This is a genomic window from Allobosea sp. NPDC055594 (assembly GCF_053618995.1).
The window spans coordinates 345,837-364,974 of record NZ_JBSHIO010000002.1 but is presented as its reverse complement, the minus strand read 5'-3'; the positions used below and the strand labels follow the sequence as shown (position 1 = coordinate 364,974).

17 protein-coding genes are annotated in these 19,138 nt (G+C 68.6%); 8 read left to right on the top strand and 9 right to left on the bottom strand.

Going from position 1 to position 19,138, the window contains the following annotated elements:
- Positions 1-81: 81 nt before the first annotated feature.
- Genes hutU through hutI form a run of 4 tightly spaced genes read right to left on the bottom strand, consistent with a single transcriptional unit; the run spans position 82 to position 5,241 of the window.
- Positions 82-1,749 (bottom strand): urocanate hydratase, encoded by a 1,668-nt coding sequence (gene hutU, locus ACWGRX_RS05725; RefSeq protein ID WP_452116744.1) that lies wholly within the window; start codon positions 1,747-1,749, stop codon positions 82-84.
- Positions 1,746-2,555, bottom strand: a complete 810-nt coding sequence (gene hutG / locus ACWGRX_RS05720; RefSeq protein ID WP_452116743.1) for an N-formylglutamate deformylase — start codon at positions 2,553-2,555, stop codon at positions 1,746-1,748. Before hutG ends, hutU begins: the two co-directional genes overlap by 4 nt.
- Positions 2,552-4,078 carry a histidine ammonia-lyase gene (hutH, locus tag ACWGRX_RS05715; protein WP_452116742.1) on the bottom strand — a complete coding sequence of 509 codons (1,527 nt, stop codon included), beginning with the start codon at positions 4,076-4,078 and terminating at the stop codon, positions 2,552-2,554. The genes hutG and hutH overlap by 4 nt, the downstream gene beginning before the upstream one ends.
- Positions 4,075-5,241 (bottom strand): imidazolonepropionase, encoded by a 1,167-nt coding sequence (gene hutI, locus ACWGRX_RS05710; RefSeq protein WP_452116741.1) that lies wholly within the window; start codon positions 5,239-5,241, stop codon positions 4,075-4,077. The genes hutH and hutI overlap by 4 nt, the downstream gene beginning before the upstream one ends.
- 166 nt (positions 5,242-5,407) lie before the next feature.
- On the opposite strand from hutI, the gene ACWGRX_RS05705 reads away from it, so the two are divergent.
- Together ACWGRX_RS05705 and hutC are read left to right on the top strand one after the other, a co-directional pair.
- On the top strand, positions 5,408-6,775 hold the full coding sequence (locus ACWGRX_RS05705; protein WP_452116740.1) for a formimidoylglutamate deiminase: 1,368 nt from the start codon (positions 5,408-5,410) through the stop codon (positions 6,773-6,775).
- A gap of 15 nt (positions 6,776-6,790) precedes the next feature.
- Entirely contained in the window at positions 6,791-7,540 is a 750-nt protein-coding gene (gene hutC, locus ACWGRX_RS05700) for a histidine utilization repressor (RefSeq protein WP_452116739.1), read from the top strand.
- Positions 7,541-7,676: 136 nt separating this feature from the next.
- Here the strand turns inward: hutC and ACWGRX_RS05695 are convergent, their stop codons facing one another.
- Complete coding sequence (locus ACWGRX_RS05695) at positions 7,677-7,940, bottom strand: glycine zipper domain-containing protein (protein WP_291644728.1); 264 nt, start codon at positions 7,938-7,940, stop codon at positions 7,677-7,679.
- A gap of 336 nt (positions 7,941-8,276) precedes the next feature.
- Here ACWGRX_RS05695 and ACWGRX_RS05690 point away from each other — a divergent pair, with 336 nt between their 5' ends.
- From ACWGRX_RS05690 to ACWGRX_RS05670, 5 genes are all read left to right on the top strand, one after another.
- Positions 8,277-8,657, top strand: coding sequence for a PRC-barrel domain-containing protein (locus ACWGRX_RS05690; RefSeq protein ID WP_291641101.1), 381 nt, complete (start codon positions 8,277-8,279; stop codon positions 8,655-8,657).
- Between the two features lie 209 nt (positions 8,658-8,866).
- A complete protein-coding gene (locus tag ACWGRX_RS05685) occupies positions 8,867-9,769 on the top strand; it encodes a transglutaminase-like domain-containing protein (protein ID WP_452116738.1) in 903 nt (300 codons plus the stop codon).
- Between the two features lie 2 nt (positions 9,770-9,771).
- Positions 9,772-10,722 (top strand): diacylglycerol/lipid kinase family protein, encoded by a 951-nt coding sequence (locus ACWGRX_RS05680; RefSeq protein WP_452116737.1) that lies wholly within the window; start codon positions 9,772-9,774, stop codon positions 10,720-10,722.
- 48 nt (positions 10,723-10,770) lie between these two features.
- A complete protein-coding gene (locus tag ACWGRX_RS05675; RefSeq protein ID WP_452116736.1) occupies positions 10,771-11,481 on the top strand; it encodes a phosphatase PAP2 family protein in 711 nt (236 codons plus the stop codon).
- A gap of 61 nt (positions 11,482-11,542) precedes the next feature.
- Positions 11,543-11,695: a hypothetical protein gene (locus tag ACWGRX_RS05670; protein WP_291641109.1), complete on the top strand. Its 153-nt coding sequence runs from the start codon at positions 11,543-11,545 to the stop codon at positions 11,693-11,695.
- A gap of 46 nt (positions 11,696-11,741) precedes the next feature.
- Here the strand turns inward: ACWGRX_RS05670 and ACWGRX_RS05665 are convergent, their stop codons facing one another.
- Complete coding sequence (locus tag ACWGRX_RS05665) at positions 11,742-13,196, bottom strand: GGDEF domain-containing protein (RefSeq protein WP_452116735.1); 1,455 nt, start codon at positions 13,194-13,196, stop codon at positions 11,742-11,744.
- A 190-nt stretch (positions 13,197-13,386) separates the two neighbouring features.
- Here ACWGRX_RS05665 and ACWGRX_RS05660 point away from each other — a divergent pair, with 190 nt between their 5' ends.
- Positions 13,387-14,832, top strand: coding sequence for an aldehyde dehydrogenase family protein (locus tag ACWGRX_RS05660; protein ID WP_291641113.1), 1,446 nt, complete (start codon positions 13,387-13,389; stop codon positions 14,830-14,832).
- Between the two features lie 183 nt (positions 14,833-15,015).
- Here ACWGRX_RS05660 and ACWGRX_RS05655 read toward each other — a convergent pair whose 3' ends face one another.
- From ACWGRX_RS05655 to ACWGRX_RS05645, 3 genes are read right to left on the bottom strand one after another with little or no spacing between them, the layout of a single operon-like run.
- Entirely contained in the window at positions 15,016-15,726 is a 711-nt protein-coding gene (locus tag ACWGRX_RS05655) for an HAD family hydrolase (protein ID WP_452116734.1), read from the bottom strand.
- A complete protein-coding gene (locus ACWGRX_RS05650) occupies positions 15,723-16,601 on the bottom strand; it encodes a transglutaminase family protein (RefSeq protein WP_452116733.1) in 879 nt (292 codons plus the stop codon). Before ACWGRX_RS05650 ends, ACWGRX_RS05655 begins: the two co-directional genes overlap by 4 nt.
- A 10-nt stretch (positions 16,602-16,611) precedes the next feature.
- Positions 16,612-19,131, bottom strand: coding sequence for a circularly permuted type 2 ATP-grasp protein (locus ACWGRX_RS05645; protein ID WP_452116732.1), 2,520 nt, complete (start codon positions 19,129-19,131; stop codon positions 16,612-16,614).
- Between the last annotated feature and the right edge of the window lie 7 nt (positions 19,132-19,138).

Here is a 19,138-nt window from a genome sequence, read left to right as displayed (position 1 = left end):
GACGCCGTGTCTGGGCAACGCTCGCCGGGTCGTGGGTTCCGGGTTCTCCGCTTACGCGGAGCCCCGGAATGACAGGTGGGTTCAGCCCAGAATGCCGGGCAGCTTCAGGCCCTTCTCCCTGGCGCAGTCGAGCGCGATATCGTAGCCGGCATCGGCATGGCGCATCACGCCGGTTGCGGGGTCGTTCCAGAGCACGCGCTCCAGGCGCTTGGCCGCTTCCGGTGTGCCGTCGGCGACGATCACCACGCCCGAATGCTGCGAATAGCCCATGCCGACGCCGCCGCCATGGTGCAGCGAGACCCAGGTCGCGCCGCCGGCGGTGTTGAGCAGGGCGTTGAGCAGCGGCCAGTCGGAGACCGCGTCCGAGCCGTCCTTCATCGCCTCGGTCTCGCGGTTGGGCGAGGCGACCGAGCCGGAATCGAGATGGTCGCGGCCGATCACGACCGGGGCCTTGAGCTCGCCCTTGGCTACCATCTCGTTGAAGGCGAGACCGAGCCGGTGGCGGTCGCCGAGACCGACCCAGCAGATCCGCGCCGGCAGGCCCTGGAACTGGATGCGCTCGCGCGCCATGTCGAGCCAGTTGTGCAGGTGCTTGTCGTCCGGCAGCAGCTCCTTGACGCGCTGGTCGGTGCGGTAGATGTCCTCGGGATCGCCCGAGAGCGCGGCCCAGCGGAACGGGCCGATGCCGCGGCAGAACAGCGGGCGGATATAGGCCGGCACGAAGCCCGGGAAGTCGAAGGCGTTGTCGACGCCCATATCCTTGGCCATCTGGCGGATATTGTTGCCGTAGTCGAGCGTCGGCACGCCCATGCGCTGGAAGTCGAGCATCGCCCTGACATGCTCGGCCATCGATTTTTTCGCCGCTTCGATCGTGCCGGCCGGGTCGCGCTCCCGACGCTCTTCCCATTCTTCCAGGGTCCAGCCCGCCGGCAGATAGCCGTTGAGCGGGTCGTGGGCCGAGGTCTGGTCGGTGACGACGTCCGGGCGGATGCCGCGGCGGACCATGTCGGGGAAGATCTCGGCGGCATTGCCGAGCACGCCGACCGAGACGGCTTTGCCTTTGGCATGGGCGGCTTCGATGATCTTCAGGGCCTCGTCGACGCTGTCCGCCTTCTCGTCGAGATAGCGGGTGCGCAGGCGGAACTCGATCGAGGACGGCTTGCACTCGACGGCGATCATCGAGGCGCCGGCCATGGTCGCGGCGAGCGGCTGGGCCCCGCCCATGCCACCGAGACCGCCGGTCAGGATCCACTTGTCCTTGAGGCTGCCATTGTAGTGCTGGCGGCCGACCTCGACGAAGGTCTCGTAGGTGCCCTGAACGATGCCCTGCGTGCCGATATAGATCCAGGAGCCGGCCGTCATCTGGCCGTACATCATCAGCCCGGCCTTATCGAGATGGTGGAAATGCTCCCAGTTGGCATAGGCCGGGACGAGGTTCGAATTCGCGATCAGCACGCGCGGCGCGTCCGGATGCGTCCTGAAGATGCCGACCGGCTTGCCGGACTGGACCAGCAGGGTCTCGTCGGCCTCGAGCGAGCGCAGCGAGGCGCAGATCCGGTCGAAATCCTCCCAGGTGCGGGCGGCGCGGCCGATGCCGCCATAGACCACGAGCTCGCCCGGCTTCTCGGCGACATCCGGGTCGAGATTGTTCATCAGCATGCGCAGCGGCGCCTCGGTCAGCCAGCTCTTGGCTGAAAGCGTGCTGCCATGGGGCGAGCGGATGACGCGGCTGTTGTCGATGCGGGTCATGGCTTGGTCCGTTCGAGCTTGGTGGCGGCGGCGAGCGCCGCCTCGATCATGGCGGAGAGGGCGGATTGCAGGCTGGCGGCGCGGGCCGCATCGAAGGTCCAGGGCGGAGCTTCGTCGGCGAGGTAGGCGCTGAGCGCGATTTCCATCTGGAGCGCGTGCACATGGTCGGCCGGGTGGCCGTAATGGCGGGTGATCCAGCCGCCCTTGAAGCGGCCGTTGACGACCTGGGTGAAGGCGCTGCCGGCCATGGCCGTCACTGCGGCAGCTTCGACCGCGGCCGCGGCACTCTGGCCGGAATTGGTGCCGAGGTTCAGCGTCGGCAGCGCGCCCTCGAACAGACGCGGGATCACCGATTTGATCGAGTGGCAATCCCAGAGCAGGCAGAAGCCATATTGCGCCTTGGCGTGCTGGATCTCGGCCGCGAGCGCCGCGTGATAAGGGCGGAAATAGGCCTCGCGCCGGCGGGCGATCTCGGCCTCGTCGGGCGCGGTCGCCCAGATCGGCGCGCCGTCGAAGGTGGTGGTCGGCACGAGTTCGGTCGTCGCCTGGCCGGGATAGAGCGAGACGCCGGCCGGGTCGCGGTTGAGGTCGATGACGAAGCGCGACAGCCCGGCCTCGACGATCGTCGGCTGAAAGCGTTCGGCGAAGCCATAGAGCCGGCGCATGTGCCAGTCGGTGTCCTCGACGAGTTTTCCGCGCGCGTTGAGCTGCGCCGAGACCTCGGCCGGCAGGCCGGTGCCGGGATGCGGCATCGACAGGACGAGCGGCGACGAACCGCGTGTGACGGTGACGATGTCGGCGCTCATGCCGAGAACTCCGCAAAGCTGTCCACACCCGCGGCTTTGCCGAGCCCGCCCGAGAGCACGAGCTCCGTCGCGGCAGCAAGGTCGGGCGCGAGATAGCGGTCCTCGGTCAGAGGCGCGATCTTGGCCCGGATCAGCGCGAGCACCGGCTCAAGCCGCGGCGAGGTCTTCATCGGCCGGTGATGCTCGATCGCTTCGGCCGCGGCCATCAATTCGACCGCGACGATGCTCGCCGCGTTCTTCGCCATTTCGATCAGGCGGAAGGCGCCATGCGTCGCCATCGAGACATGGTCTTCCTGATTGGCCGAGGTGGGAATGGTGTCGACCGACGCGGGATAGGCCTTCTGCTTGTTCTCGGAGGCGAGCGCGGCGGCGGTCACCTGCGCGATCATGAAGCCGGAGTTGAGGCCGGCATCGCGGGCGAGGAAGGGCGGCAGGCCGCTCATCACCGGGTCGACGAGCAGCGCGATCCGGCGCTCGGCGAGGTTGCCGATCTCGCAGACGCCCATCGCCAGCATGTCGGCGGCGAAGGCGACCGGCTCGGCGTGGAAATTGCCGCCCGAGACAATCTCGCCGGGGCCGAGCACCAGCGGGTTGTCGGTGACGGCATTGGCCTCGATCGCGAGGGTCGCGGCGGTATTGCCGAGGAGGTCGCGCACCGCGCCCATCACCTGCGGCTGGCAGCGCAGCGAGTAGGGGTCCTGAACCTTCGAGTCGCCGAAGCGGTGGCTCTCGCGGATCTCGCTGCCGGCGACGAGGTCTAGCAGCAGGGCCGCGACCTTGATCTGGCCGGGCTGGCCGCGCAGTTGCTGGATGCGCGGGTCGAAGGGCGTGTCGGAGCCTTTGAGCGCATCGATCGAGAGCGCGCCGGCGATCAGCGCGGCATCGAAGACGCGGGCGATGCTGGCGAGCCCGGCCAGCGCCAGCGAGGCCGAGACCTGCGTGCCATTGATCAGCGCGAGGCCTTCCTTGGCGCCGAGCGCCAGCGGCGCCTGGCCGATGCGCTTCAGAGCCTCGGCGGCCGGCAGAACCTCGCCTTTCAGCCGGATTTCGCCGACACCCATCAAGGCCGCGGTGAGATGGGCGAGCGGGGCGAGGTCGCCGGAGGCGCCGACCGAGCCCTTGGCAGGCACCACCGGCAGCGCGCCGGCCTGGAGTGCGCCGACCAGCGCCTCGACCACGACGGGCCGCACGCCCGAGGCGCCGCGCGCCAGGCTCGCCGCCTTCATGGCGAGGATCAGGGCGACGACCTCGTCCGGCAAAGCGGGGCCGGTCCCGACCGCATGCGACAGGATCAGGTTGCGCTGCAAGGTCGCGAGATCGGCATCGGCGATGCGGACGCTGGCGAGCTTGCCGAAGCCGGTGTTGACGCCATAGGTCACGGTGCCCTTGGCGACGATCTCGTCGACGATCGCCTGGGCGCCGGTGATCGCGCCGGTCTCGGAAAGAGCGATGGCGGCGCCATCCAGGACATGGCGCCAGTCGGCGAGGCGAGCCGCGCCGGGAGTGAGCGAAAGCGTGGTCATTGGCCGTTCCGGATGCGGGTGTGAAGCGGGTTGAAGCCGATGCGGTAGGCGAGCTCGGCCGGGCGCTCGATCTCCCAGATCGCGAGATCGCAGGCCTTGCCGGTCTCCAGCGTACCGGTCTGGTCTTGAAGTCCTAGGGCGAGCGCCGCATTCCGGGTCATGCCGGCCAGCGCCTCCTCTGGCGTCAGCCGGAACAGGGTGCAGCCCATGTTCATGGTCATGAGCGGCGAGGTCAGCGGCGAGGTGCCGGGATTGGCGTCGGTGGCGAGCGCGATCGGTACGCCATGCTTCCTGAGCAGTTCGATCGGCGGCTTCACCGTCTCGCGCAGGAAATAGAAGGCTCCGGGCAGGATCACCGCGACGGTGCCGGTTTTCGCCATGGCGACGACTCCGGCCTCGTCGAGATGTTCGAGATGGTCGGCCGATAGCGCGCCCATGCCGGCGGCGAGCGCCGCCCCGCCGAGATTGGAGAGCTGCTCGGCATGGATCTTGATCGCCAGCCCCTTGGCCTTGGCCGCGGCGAAGACACGCGCGGTCTCGTCGGGCGAGAAGGCGATGCCCTCGCAGAACACGTCGACGGCATCGGCGAGGTCGCCGGCCGCGACGGCATCGAGCATCGGCCCGGCGACGAGGTCGATATAGTCGCCGGAACGGCCCTTGAACTCGGGCGGCACGGCATGTGCGCCGAGGAAGGTGGTGACGACCCGGACCGGGCGCTCGCGGCCGAGCCGACGGGCGACGGCGAGCACCTTCACCTCGCTTTCGGTGTCGAGCCCGTAGCCCGACTTGATCTCGACGGTGGTGACGCCCTCGGCGATCAGCGCGGCGAGGCGCTTGTCGGCACTGGCGAAGAGCTCGTCCTCGCTTGCCGCGCGCGTGGCCTTGACCGAGGAGACGATGCCGCCACCCGCGCGGGCGATCTCCTCATAGCTCGCGCCCTTGAGGCGCAATTCGAACTCATGGGCGCGGTCGCCACCATAGACGAGATGGGTGTGGCAATCGATCAGCCCGGGCGTGATCCAGCGGCCCTCGCAATCGATGGTCTCGGCCGCCGAAAAGGTCGGCGCCGTTGTGCGCGGGCCGACATGGACGATGCGCCCGTCCCGTGCTGCGATGAGCCCGTCCTCGATTGCGCCATAGGGGGCGGAGGCACCTTCGGCCATCGTCGCCACTCGCGCATTCAGCCAGAGCCGATCGCAGCTCAAAGACGTTTCCGCCACCATTGCCCGTCGCACCCTCTCGACTTCGCTTTCGTTCCGGGTAAGCTAGCCAATTGCATATGCAAAAGGCAAGCGCTTAATTGCATATGCAAATGAAGAGGTGAACGGCATGTCGACCAGGCAGGATCTGTATCTCGAAGAAGCATTGCTGCCGGAGGGGTTTGCACGCGGCGTCACGTTGCGCATCGAGGACGGTGTGATCGCCTCGGTGGCTCGTGACAGCGCGGCCCCGGCGGCAGCGACCCGTCTACCGGGCCTGACTTTGCCCGGACTGCCCAATCTGCACAGCCACACCTTCCAGCGCGGCATGGCCGGCCTGTCCGAACGGCGCGGAGCCTCGGAGGATTCGTTCTGGACCTGGCGCGAGGTGATGTATCGCTTCCTCGACCGGCTCGACCCTGAGGACGTGCAGGCCATTGCCGCCCAGGCCATGGTCGAGATGCTCGAGGGCGGCTTCACCGCGCTCGCCGAATTCCACTATCTGCATCACGACAAGGATGGTCGCGCCTACGCCGACATCGCCGCGATGGGCGAGGCGATCGCCGCGGCGGCGGGCGAGACCGGCATCGGACTGACCCTGCTGCCGGTGCTTTATCGCTACGGCAATTTCGGGGGGGCGCCGGCGGCGCCCGGCCAACGCCGCTTCCTCAACGACCGCGACGCCTATCTGCGGCTTCTCGAAGGCAGCGAGAAGGCGGTCGCATCCTTGCCGGATGCGCGCGTCGGCGTTGCGCCGCATTCGCTGCGGGCGGTGGCGCTCGACGATTTGCCCTGGATTGCGGGGCTCAGGCCCGAAACGCCGGTTCACATTCATGTCGCCGAGCAGATGCGTGAGGTCGAGGACAGCATCGCGATCACCGGCCGCCGCCCGGTCGAGCTCCTGCTGGAGAGCGTTGCGGTCGATGAGCGCTGGTGTCTGATCCATGCGACGCATCTGAGCGATGCCGAGCGCGGCGCCATGGCGCGCAGCGCTGCGGTGGCGGGCCTGTGCCCGATCACCGAGGCCAATCTCGGCGACGGCATCTTCGACGGCGTGCGTTATCGCGCCGCCGGCGGGCGCATCGGCGTCGGTAGCGACTCCAATATCGAGATCGGCTCAGGCGGCGAATTGCGGCTGCTGGAGTATTCGCAGCGCCTGCGCGACCGGCGCCGCGCGCTCTGGGCCGAAGCCGGCACCCCGGCCGGCGTCAGGCTCTGGCGGGATGCCTGTGCCGGTGGCGCTCAGGCTTGCGGCCGGGGCATTGGCTCGATTGCCGTCGGTCACCGCGCCGATCTCGTCACCCTCGACTCCGAACACCCCGCAGTCGTCGGCAAGACCGGCGATTTTGCGCTCGACAGCGCCGTCTTCGCTGCGCCCGCCCTGCCGGTCGAGAACGTGATCGTCGGTGGAAAGCCTGTGGTCAGAGACGGTCGGCACATTGACCGGGCCCGCATCGCCGCGCGCTATGGCGCAGTCGTCCGAAATCTGCTCGCCTGAGCCGGAAAAGAGTCCATGTCAGCAAGCCAGATCGACGCCGTAGCTCTCGATGGCGTCGGTCCGCTCTATGACCAGATCCGGCGCGCCATCCGCGATCTCATCCTGAACGGGGTCTGGCCGCCGGGCACCGCCGTGCCGCCCGAGCATGCCCTGATGGAGCGGCTCGGCGCTTCGCGGATGACCGTGCATCGCGCTCTGGTCCAACTCGCGCGTGAAGGGTTGATCACCCGTCGGCGCCGCTCCGGCACGATCGTCGCGAGCCCGCCGGCAAGCCACGCCATGCTCGACATCCTCTCGATTCCCGAAGAGGTGCGCGGTCTCGGCCATGCCTATGCGCTCACCGTCCTGCGGCGTCGCGACGGGCGGGCGCAGCGGCCTGTCGCGAGCCTTTTCGAGCTCGGGCGCGCGGTCGATGTCGTGCACCTCTCCGTGCTGCATTGGGCAGACGGCGTGCCGCATGTTCTGGAGGAGCGCGTCATTCACCTCGCGACTGTCCCGGCGGCCGCGCAGGAGGACTTTTCCACCATTCCGCCGGGCGACTGGCTGCTGCAGAACAGTCTCTGGTCGCAGGCCGAGCATGCGATCGGCGCCGTCGCCGCGACGGCCGAACAGGCCGAGCTTCTCGCCATCGCCGAAGGCGATCCCTGTCTGCTGGTCGAACGGCGGACCTGGAACCAGGGCGAGCCGGTCACCGCCGTCCGCCTGCTCTATCCGGGCGGCCGGCATCGCTTCGTCGGGCGTTTCGGCCCCTACGGCAAAGTCTAGCTCCTGCGGCGGCAGGCCCTTCGGAAGCGATCCGCTGGTTTCGCGCGCCTGAGCGGCTGCGGGCAGCGTTCAGGCCGCCCGCTGCGCCGCCTCTCGTTCCTTCGCTGTCCTTGCCTTCGCTGTCCTTGCCCTTGGCTCAGCAGGCGTAGCTTACGCGCCGTCCCCATTCGTCGCGGCCGACGCAAACCCGGTCGCGGGTGGTCGCATTGCCGATGATGGCACCGCCGACGCCGCCGATCGCAGCGCCCGCCGCCGCGCCTCCGGCGCGGCCGGTGGCAAGCCCGCCGATGACGGCGCCCGTGCCGGCACCGATCAGCGCGCCGGTCGCCGTGTTTTCCTCACGCGCCGTACAGGCGCCGAGGGATACAGCGGCCAAGGCGACGATGATGAGCTTTTTCATGGCTGTGGTCCTTGCTTTGAGCCGGAGGCTGGGAGGGCTGCCTCGCCTCCTCGGCTGGTGTCGTCTTTCGCCGGGGCATGCTCCGACCCGCTCCGGGCAGCCACCGCAGGAGGCGGCGACGGCCCATCACCTGCCGCATCAACGAGCCGCGCCGGCAAAGGTTCCAGGGCGCGCGGGCAGCGGCTCCCGAACTGCAATGCCGGCCTCTGAGCCTAACTGACCGTCCGGCTGGCCGATTCTTCGAATTTGTCTCTCCTGCCGTGGAACAGCGATCAGGTTGCGGCGTTGATTTGGCAGGCCGGTTCGTACGGGCCCATGAGTTCTATGGAGGGAAGAATGAGCGCAACGATGACCGCTGCGACCACCGCGAATCCGCTGATCGCCGGAGCGCGCGTCGCGGGTACGGATGTCTACAACACCGCAGGAGAGCATCTCGGCTCGATCTACGACGTCATGCTCGACAAGGCGACGGGCAAGGTCGCCTACGCGATCATGTCGTTCGGTGGCTTCCTCGGCCTCGGCGAGAAGTATCACCCGGTCCCGTGGAGCATGCTCGACTACGATGTCGATCGCGGCGGCTATGTCGTGCCGCTGACCCGCGAGAAGCTCGAGGCGGCGCCGATGTATGACAGCGACGGCGAGCCCGACTGGCACGACAAGGACTATGGCAAGCGCGTGCACGACTACTACGGCACCATGCCCTACTGGATGATGTGACGGCCGAGGTGGCCTTCGCTTCTCCAAGGCGCAGGTCGCGGCGATTGCTATCCCCCCAGCCGGATCGCCGCGACAGCGTGATGCGGGCCGAAAGGCCCGCATCTTTTTTAGGGCGATGGCCAGCGCTCGGGGCAGGCCCCCGTCGCGCTGGCCCAGCACGGCCGCAACGGCCGCCAACGGCAAAACTCAGAGCGATCGAGGAGACGGGAATGCAGATCCGCTACGGCTATCGCATCGAGATCGTCTGTGACCGGCCGACCGCGCTGGTGACCATGCTCGACATCCACCCCTCGCGGCGCCACGATCTGCTCGAGCCGGACGAGATGCGCGTGACCGCCCTGCTGGACAACGGCGCTTCATTGCCGGTCGAGCGGCATTTCGACTCGTTCGGCAATATCTGCCGCCGCATGGTCGTGCCGGCAGGCGGCGTTCGGCTCGAAGCGAACGGTTTGATCTATGATGGCGGCAGGCCAGACGTCACCGCGCCGGATGCGCGCCAGCTCTCGCCGGCCGAGATTCCCGCCGAACTGATGGGTTTCCTGCTCGGTAGCCGCTATTGCGAGACCGACAAGCTGATGGACACGGCCTGGTCCCTGTTCGGCCATCTCCAGCCGGGTTGGGGCAGGGTGCAGGCGATCGTCGATTTCGTCCACAACCACCTGACGTTCGGCTATGCCTTCGCCCGCAGCACGCGCACCGCCGCCGAGGCCTTCGAGGAGCGCATCGGCGTCTGCCGTGATTTCGCGCATCTCGCAGTTGCCTTCTGCCGCTGCCTCAACATCCCCGCGCGCTATTGCAACGGCTATCTCGGGGATATCGGCGTGCCGCCGAATCCGGCGCCGATGGATTTCAATGCCTGGTGCGAGGTCTGGCTCGGCGGGCGCTGGTACACGATCGATGCGCGGCACCACCAGCCGCGTATCGGCAGGGTGGTCATCGCCCGCGGCCGCGATGCCACCGACCTGCCGATGCTGAACTCCTTCGGCTCCCATGTCCTGCAGCGCTTCGAAGTCGTCACCGAGGAGGTCGGGGCAGGCGCTCGCCAGATCTCGGCTTCGTCGGCATCGCCCCGCCTTGTGCCCGGCGACAGGGGGGCCCATATCGCCGCCTGATCATGGAGAAACTGTCGGAACTACCGGTAGAGGCCGAAACCAAGGCGCAGCCACGCCGCTTTCGTGTCATCGGCAATGCGCGCGCCGGCTCCGTCCTGGAGGCGGGGTTGGGGAACTTCGCGCGCCGCATCGAGGCGGCTTTCGCCGCGGCGGGCTGCGATGCCGAGGTCGAGCTTTTGCCGCCGCGCGCGATCGAGGAGCGCCTGCGCGCCGCGGTCGGCGATCGAGCGGTCACGCCGGTGATCGCCGGCGGCGACGGCACCGTGAACGGCGCCTTGCCCGTGCTGCTGGAATGCCCGAGGCCGGTCGGCATCCTGCCACTCGGCACGGTCAATGTGCTCGGCCGCGATCTCGGCCTGCTCGGCACCATCGAGGAGCAGGTTTCGGCGCTGTGCCGGGGCAAGCCGGTCGCCATGGATCTCGGCAGCATCAACGGGCGCCCCTTCCATTCGATTTCCGGCATGGGCTTCTTCAGCCTGATGGCGCGCGAGCGCGAACAGGCCCGCCGGCGCTTCCCCTTCAGCCGCGCCATCGCCTTCGCCTTCGCGGCGGGGCGGTCGATCCTGTTCACCCGTCCGATCCGCATCGAGTTGGAGATCGGCGGCGTGCAGCGTCAGGTCGATGCCGACGCCGTGCTGGTCACGGTTAACCAGTTCGATGGTGCCGACTGGCGGCGCAACCGGCTCGATGGCGGCCAGCTGGAAGTCCATATCCTCGACACCGGCGGCCTGCTCTCGCGGACCAAGGCGGCGCTCTCGATGCTGACCGGTAGCTGGCGCACCTCGCATAATCTCGTCTCCCTGACCGCCGAGGCGGTGACGCTGACCCGCCGTGACAAGAGGCGTGGCCATGTCACCTTCGATGGCGAGGTCGAGCGTCGCGCCGGCTCGCTCGATTATCGGTTGCTGCCGGCCGCGTTGCAGGTCATCGCTGCGCGGCCGGCCGAAATCTGAACATGCTTTCGTCATAGGCAGCCGCCACTTCCGCCTGGATAGCTCTCGATGTTCCTCCTGCAGCCGCGTTTCCTCCTGCCGACCGCCGCGGCTTTCGGCTTCCTTGGTCTTGCGATCTTCGTCGTCGCCGGCCGCGATTTCGCCTTCGACAGCAGGCTGGTCATGCTGTTTCGCGACGCGGCCGATCCCTCGACGCCGCTTGGCCCGGCCTGGTTCCGCGAGATGATGCGCGACGTCACCGCGCTCGGTAGCTTCGTCGCGCTCGGCACCATGACGGTGGTGGCAGCCCTGACCTTGCGGCTATGCGGCCATTGGCGCCTGGCGCTCGGGCTCATCCTGACGGTGCTCTCGGCTGTCGCGGCCAGCACGCTGCTGAAGATCGGGATCGGCCGCGAGCGCCCCGACATCGTCGAGCACGCGGCCCTGACCTTCACGGCGAGCTTTCCGAGCGGGCACGCCTTCCTCTCGGCAGTGGTGCTGCTCGGCATCGCCGGCTTCGTCGGCATCGCATCGCGCCGGGCCGATATCTCGCGGCTCTGCCTCTGGATCGCCTGGACCCTGATCGTCGCGATCGGCGTCAGCCGGATCTATCTCGGCGTGCACTGGCCGAGCGACGTGCTCGGTGGCTGGTGTCTCGGTATTACCTGGTCCAGCGTCGCGGTGGCCTGGCTCGGCCGGCTCGCGGCCGGCGCCGAGGCGCGCGAGGCCGGAGCGGCCGGCATGGAGCGCGGCGTTTCCCCGGGAACCGTCGGCGAATAGGCGCGTTCCAGTCATGGCGCCGCGCGAGAGCGGCGCTTTCTCATGATTGGAGCCCTGTTTCATGACCATCTCGCGTAACCTGCTCTTCCTCCTCGTCGGCCTGCTCGTCGCCGGCCTCGCCGCGACGGGCTATGCGCTCTATCAGGAGAAGAAGCAGCCGGAAGGCGTCGAGATCTCGGTCGGCAAGAACGGGCTCTCGATCAGGGAGAAATAGCAAAAGCGGTGGGCCGCGCCAGGGAGCCCTTTCGGTCTGCTGCGGTTCAGGCCGCGACCGGCGCCGCCTCGATCACGCGATTGCGGCCTTCGCGCTTGGCGGCATAGAGAGCGTCGTCGGCCTGCTTCAGGAGACCCTGAAGCGAGGCCTGCATGGCCTTCCCACTGGCCAGGCCGATACTGGTGGTGACCTTGATCGTCCGGCCGTCGTCCAGCGTCAGCTCCAATTGATCGCAGGCTGCGCGCACCCGCTCGGCGACGCCTCTTGCATCCTCGGGAGAGATCTCCGGCAGCAGGATCGCGAACTCCTCGCCGCCCATCCGCCCGAACAGGTCCTGTGGCCGCAGCACGGCCGCGAGCTGGCGCGCGATCGCGACCAGCGCCGTATCGCCTGCCGCATGACCATGCTCGTCATTGATGCGCTTGAAGCGGTCGATGTCGAGCATCAGCAGCGAGGCCACACCGTCCCGGGCCGTGCTCTCGGCCAGAGCGGCCTCGCTGCGCTGGAGGAAGGCACGCCGCGACAGCGTCTTGGTCAGCGTGTCCTCATTGGCGGCGCGGTTCAGCTCGCGCAGCAGAACCCGGCGCCCGCTGTTGATGCTGGAGACCATGATCGGCCCGAGCGCCAGGAGCGCCAGGCTGAGGCGATGGGAGATCACGGTCGGCAGGAATTCGGCCGAGCTCGGCGGCAGGCTGGTCGCCAGCGCCGTGCTCTGCCACAGGCCGGTCGCGAAGGTGAGCAGCGCCGTCGGGAAGATGCCGTAGCTCAGCGCACACCAGAGCAGCGCCGGAACCGGGACCGACGCCGCGCCGGGGCCGCCGATCAAGGTGCCGATCCCGATCGAGGCAAGCAGGGTGGCCAGCGGCAGCAGGGCACGGGCCGAGCGCCAGATCGCGCCGACTCTCAGCCTCAGGGTCTGCAAGGGCGGAGCGGTCAGAGCCAGCGGCAGGATCATCAGATTGCTGGCGAGCTCGCTCGTCAAATAGAGCTCGATGGCGTGCCTCAGGCTGCCGCCGTAGAAGACGACGATGCTGCCGCTGCCGACGATGGCGGCTGCGACCGCCGCGGCGACACTGATCAGCAGCAGGAACAGCAGGGATTGCGGGCGCTGCAGCCGGCGGTCGACCGGACTGATGCGGCGAAAAAGCAGGAAGCCGGCAATGACGCCGGCGAGATTGGCGGCCGTCAGCCAGAGCGTCAGCAGGAAACCACCGCCCATTGAGAGATCGGCGGCGAGATAGCCACCTGCGATGGCAAGCCAGGCTGTCGGCGTGGCGAGGCGCGGATTGCGCACCAGGAGACCGATCAGGACTGCGTTGGCGATCCAGAACGAGGCGAGGAAGCCGGCCGGGCGGGTGAGATGCCCAAGGAGCGCCGAGCCGAAGGTCACCACCGCAACGAGGGCGAGCCGGCGCAAGGCGAGCAGGCGTGGCGAGGCGGTCTTGCCGGAGCCGGCGGCGTTCGCGCTGGGCGAGAGAGAAGAATCCCGGCTGGCGGTCATGGTGAGTGGGATCGTGCCCGCAAAAGGTTAAAGGCAAGCTGCCGCCTTGCGGCGAAAACTCGTCCTGACCTCGGCCGAGCATGCGCTGGCGGCGCGACCGCCGGGCATTTCGACAAGCGCTCCGGCATGGCCTTGGCCGGCCAAAGACGCTAAGACCAGCTCCTCTTCCGATCAGGCGCGAGGTTTCTCGATGAATGCTCCCTTCAAGAATTTGATCGCCGGCGAATGGGTCGGCGCGCAGAACGCCTCGCGCAACATCAACCCGTCCAACACCAATGACGTCGTCGGCGAGTACGCCCAGGCGACCGTCGAGGACGCCAACAATGCCGTCGCTGCCGCCAAGGCCGCCTTCCCGGCCTGGAGCCGCACCACGCCGCAGGAGCGCTACGAGATCCTGAAGAAGGCCTCCGACGAGATCCTCGCCCGCAAGGAAGAGCTCGGTCGCCTCTTGTCGCGCGAGGAAGGCAAGACCCTTGCCGAGGGCATCGGCGAAGCCGGCCGCGCCGGCCAGATCTTCGCCTTCTTCGCCGGTGAATGCCTGCGCCTCGGCGGCGAGAGCATCGCCTCGGTCCGTCCGGGCGTCGGCGTCGAGGTGACGCGCGAGCCGGTCGGCATCGTCGGCATGATCACGCCCTGGAATTTCCCGATCGCGATCCCCGCCTGGAAGATCGCGCCCGCCCTGGCCTATGGCAACTGCGTCGTGATCAAGCCGGCCGATCTCGTGCCCGGCTCGGCCTGGGCGCTGGTCGACATCATCCAGCGCGCCGGCCTGCCCAAGGGCGTGCTCAACCTGGTGATGGGCCGCGGCTCGGTCGTCGGCCAGGCTTTGCTCGAGCATAAGGATATCCACGCGATCAGCTTCACCGGCTCGGTCTCGACCGGCCGCAAGGTCGCTGCGGCCTGCATCGCCTCGAACCCGATGAAGAAGGTTCAGCTCGAGATGGGCGGGAAGAATCCGCTCGTCGTGCTCGACGACGCCGATCTCAAGACCGCGGTCGAGGCGGCCGTCCAGGGCGCCTTCTTCTCCACCGGCCAGCGCTGCACCGCCTCTTCGCGCCTGATCGTCCAGGCCGGCATCCATGACCGCTTCGTCGAGGCGGCGATCGAGCGTCTCAAGGGCGTGGTGGTCGACGACGCTCTCAAGGCCGGCACCCATATCGGCCCGGTCGTCGACCAGAGCCAGCTCGACCAGGATCTGAAATATATCCAGATCGCCCGCGACGAAGGCGCCAAGCTGGCCTGGGGCGGCGAATTGCTGAACCGGGAGAATCCCGGCTTCTATCTCCAGCCGGCCCTCTTCACCGAGACCACCAATGCCATGCGCATCTCGCGCGAGGAGGTCTTCGGTCCGGTCGCCAACATCATCCGCGTCAAGGATTATGACGAGGCGCTGGCGCTCGCCAACGACACCGATTTCGGTCTGTCCTCCGGCATCTGCACGACCTCGCTGAAGCATGCGACGCATTTCAAGCGCAATAGCGAGGCGGGCATGGTGATGGTCAACCTCGCCACGGCGGGCGTCGACTACCATGTGCCGTTCGGCGGCCGGAAGGGCTCGAGCTACGGCCCGCGCGAGCAGGGCGCCTATGCCCGCGAGTTCTACACCACGGTGAAGACCGGCTACACGCTCGCCTGAGCCGGGGCACCGAAAAAACAACAGGGCCGCGCCGCGAGGCGCGGCCCTTCTCATATCGAGTTGACTATCCCTTGAGGCCTGTTCTTGCGCTTGTGGACAAGCACGGGTCATCCCGGGTCTCCGCTGCGCTCCGTCCGGGATGACAGGCGATGGATCTCGAAACCTGACTTTCCCAGGTCGCGACTAATCGAACAGCGCCTGCTCCAGGTCGGCGATGCTGGGCAGGAGGAGATCGCTGAGCGGGCGTAATGTCTCGGCGCTGCCGGCCCCGGTCAGCACGGCGATGCGCAGGCCCGCCCCGGCGGCCGCCGCCATATGCATGTCATGGGCGGAATCGCCGATCACCGCGATCGCATGCGCCGGCAGCCTTGTCTTGCGGCAGAAGCCCTCGACCATGCCCGGCTCCGGCTTGGCGCCATGGCCGGAATCATAGCCGCAGAGGAAATCGAGCCGTCCCGCGATGCCGAAGCGCTCGGCCGTGGCGCAGACGGCGGCCTCGCTGTCGCTGGAGGCGATACCGAGCGCGAGACCGCGCCCCGATAAGCCGGCGAAGAGGGTGTCGAGATCACAGACCGGCACGACATCGGCGACGCCGGCCTGGAACAGGGCGTCCAGCCGGCTGGTCAGCTCGGCGACGGGGAACTGGCTGCCCGCCTCGTGCCAGGCCTGCGCGACCTCCCTTGTATTGCCGGCCGCGAGCAGGCCGTCCGAGGTCGAGAACCCGGTTGACGGGTCGACCCCGGCGAGGGCGAGAAGATGCACTTCCAGCGCCGCATCGCCCTGAGCCGCGAGCCGGCCGGCGCGCAGATTGATCGGCGCCCAGCTCGCCTGGTAATCGAGCAGCGTGCCGTCCTTGTCGAACAGGATGCCGCGTATCGCCGGGCGCGCGCTCATGAGACGGGGATCACGTCGACCTTGACGTCGAGCTTCTGGCTGCCCGGCCCGACCAGCACGCCGTCGAGCGGGGAGACATCGGCATAGTCGCGGCCGGTGGCGGTGATGATGTGGTCGTCGCCGACGATCAGGTCGTTGGTCGGGTCGAGGCCGATCCAGCCGGTCTCCGGCCCGCACCAGATCATCACCCAGGCATGAGTCGCGTCGGCGCCTTCGAGGCGGGGCTGGCCCGGCGGCGGGATGGTGCGCAGATAGCCGCTGACATAGGCCGCGGGCAGGCCGAGGCCGCGCAGCCCGGCGATCATGATGTGCGCGAAGTCCTGGCAGACGCCGTGGCGCTGGGCGAAGGCCTCGCGGATCGGTGTCGAGACCTCGGTTGCTTCGGGGTCGTAGCGGAAGTCCCGGCGGACCCGGCCCATCAGCTCGCAGGCCGCTTCGAACACCGGACGCCGGGCCGAAAAACTCCCCTGCGCATAGGTGGTGATCTCGGCCACGGTCGGCACCAGTCGGCTAGGATACAGGTATTGCGCCGGCGAATCCGGGGCGAGGCTCTGGGCCGTGAGCCCGAGCGCGGCGACCTCTTCCCAGGCGCGCGTCAGCGCCGGGAAGGGCGTCGCGGCACGGTTGACCTCGACGCGCGACATCGTCTCGATCCGCAATTCGCGATGCGGCTTGGCGATGGTCAGCGTGGTCGTACGGTTGCCGAAGAAGCAGATCCCGTCCTGGCGCTCGGCGGCGCGCGGCGTCACGCTGAGCTGGCTCACAACGACGTGCTGGCCGTCGCCCTCGCGCGGCAGCACGCGCAGGATACAGCGCGCAAAGGGCACCGGCCGTGCATAGGCATAGCTGGTGAGATGGCGGATTTCGTAGATCACCCGGCTGCCGTCACGCGAGCTGCGTCATCCGCGACCCTTCCGGATGCGCGTTCTGCAGAAAGTAGCGGTCGGCCACGGCGTTCGACAGGCCCATCAGCAATTGCTCGAACAGGAGGATGCTGGCGCGGTCGAGCCGGCTCGCCTCGGCCGTGCGGCACTCCGCGGCAAGCCTGAGCGCCAGCCGGCGCGGTTCCTCCAGCATGCCGTCGTCGCTGAGTGTCGGCAATGCCGCGATCTCCTGGTCGAGCCGCTCCACCTGGAAGGCGACCGAGCGCGGATTGTAGGGATCGAGCATGACGAGATCGAGAACCGGCTGGAGCGAGGCTCCGAGCAGATAGCGCGAGCGATAGGTGATCTGCGAATCCGTCAGGTCGAGCAGGGCATCGAGGCAGTTGCCGGGCGTGCCGCTCTCGGCGAAATGGCGGGCATAGCGGCAGGTGGTGACGCCGCGCTCGAGCCGCCGGCCGATGTCGAGGAAACGCCAGCCGGCACCGCGCACCATGTTCTCCTGCGACAGGCCGGAGAAGGCGGCAAGCGATTTCAGGGCGCTGTCGGCGACCTCGAAGGCCTCGCCCTCGCTCACCGGCTTGCGCGGCGCGGTGAGCTGGCGCTGCAGATCGCCGAACAGGCGCCAGGCATCGACCGAGAGCCGCTCGCGGATCACCGAGGCGGTCCGGCGGGCTTCGCGCACGGACGAAGCGGCGGAGCCATATTCGTCCAGCCCGTAAAGGGCGCTGGTCGCCTGGCTCGCGATCGCCCGGCCGCGACCGGCGGGCGCTGCGCCCCAGGCCACCAGAAGATTGACGAGGCGCTTGATCGTCTCGGCATGGCCGGGCGCCTGGTCGTCGGCATTGATCAGCCGGCCGAGCACGGCCCGCACCAGCCGGAGCGTCGCCTCGGTGCGCTCCAGATAGCGCCCGAGCCAGAACAGGTTGTCGGCGGCGCGGCTCGGCAGGATGCCGACGATCCGGCGAATCGCGATCTTGTCGGGGCTCGGCAGCAGCGTCATCGGCTCGACCGGTCGGTCGGAAGTCACCCAGACATCGCTGGAGCGCACGGCCGAGCGCATCGTCACGGCGCGCGCATCGGTCTCCTCGGAAATGCGGCAGAAGCCGCCCGGCATCACCTGCCAGCCATCGGGCGTCGCCGCCGCGAAGACGCGCAACGTCATCGGGCGCGGCTGCAGCCGGCCCTCGTGCAGGACCGGCATGGTCGAGAGCCGGACCACCTCCTGGCCGACATGGTCGAGGCCGCGCTGTTCGATCGCAGCGCGCAGCCGCTCGCGCTCGGTGCGGTCGAGATCGGCGACCAGCACGGGCTGGTCGTCGAGGTTGCCGCCATTGGCGCGGAAAGCCGGCGCGATGCTCATCTCGTCGAGCCGGTCGAGCACGATCTGGCGTTCGCGCGGCTGGCCGCACCACCAGGTCGCGATGTTCGGCAGGATCAGCTCCTCGCCGAGGATGTCGCGGGCCAAAGCCGGCATGAAGCCCATCAGGGCGCGGGCTTCGACCACGCCCGAGCCGAGCCCGTTGGCGACGACGACATTGTCCTGGCGGATCGCCTCGACGAGGCCGGGCACGCCGAGCGCCGAGGCGGCGTTGAGTTCGAGCGGGTCGGCGAAGTCGCCGTCGATGCGGCGCCAGATCACGTCGGCGCGCTTGAAGCCGCCGATGGTGCGCACATGCATCAGCCCGTCGCGCATCACGAGGTCGCCGCCCTCGACCAGGAGGAAGCCGAGATAGCGCGCGAGATAGGCCTGCTCGAAATAGCTTTCGTTGAGATGGCCCGGCGTCAGCAGGCAGATGCGCGGCTCGACGCGCTTGGCACGGGCGACGAGCCCGGCCCGGAAACCTTGGAAGAAGGCGGCGAGCCGCTCGACATTCATCGTCCGGAACAGATCCGGGAAGGCGCGGCCGAGCGCCAGCCGGTTTTCCAGTGCGTAACCTGCGCCCGATGGCGCCTGCGTCTTGTCGCCGAGCACCCACCAGCGGCCATCCGGCCCGCGGCCGAGATCGGCGGCGTACAGCTGCAACTGCCCGGCGCCGTTCGTTCCCTGCAGGGGGCGCAGATAATCGGGGCTGCCGGTGATCGCCGCAGCCGGCAGCGCGCCGTCGCGGACCAGCCGGCCGGGGCCGTAAATGTCGGCTAGCACGGCATCGAGCAGCTGCGCACGCTGGGCGACGCCGGCGGCGATGACCTGCCATTCGGCACCGGTGATGACCAGCGGGGCATGGTTGAGCGGCCAGGCCCGCTCGCCGGCGAGCGGGTCGTTGGCATCGACGTCGCCATGGACGCGGTAGGAGACGCCGGTGTCGCGGACATGGCGGTCGGCGAGGCCGAAGCGGCGCTGCAACTCGTCGGCGGAAAGCCCGGCCCATTCGGTCAGGAACGGTTCCCATTGCGGGCGCACGGTCCCGTCCGGAGCCATCAGCTCGTCATAGGCGCCGGGCAGCGGGCGATAGCCCGTCAGCAGCGCATTGCGCCGCTCACCCCGTGACCGCGCCGAGTTCAACCTGCCTTGCAGCGCCATGGCGGGC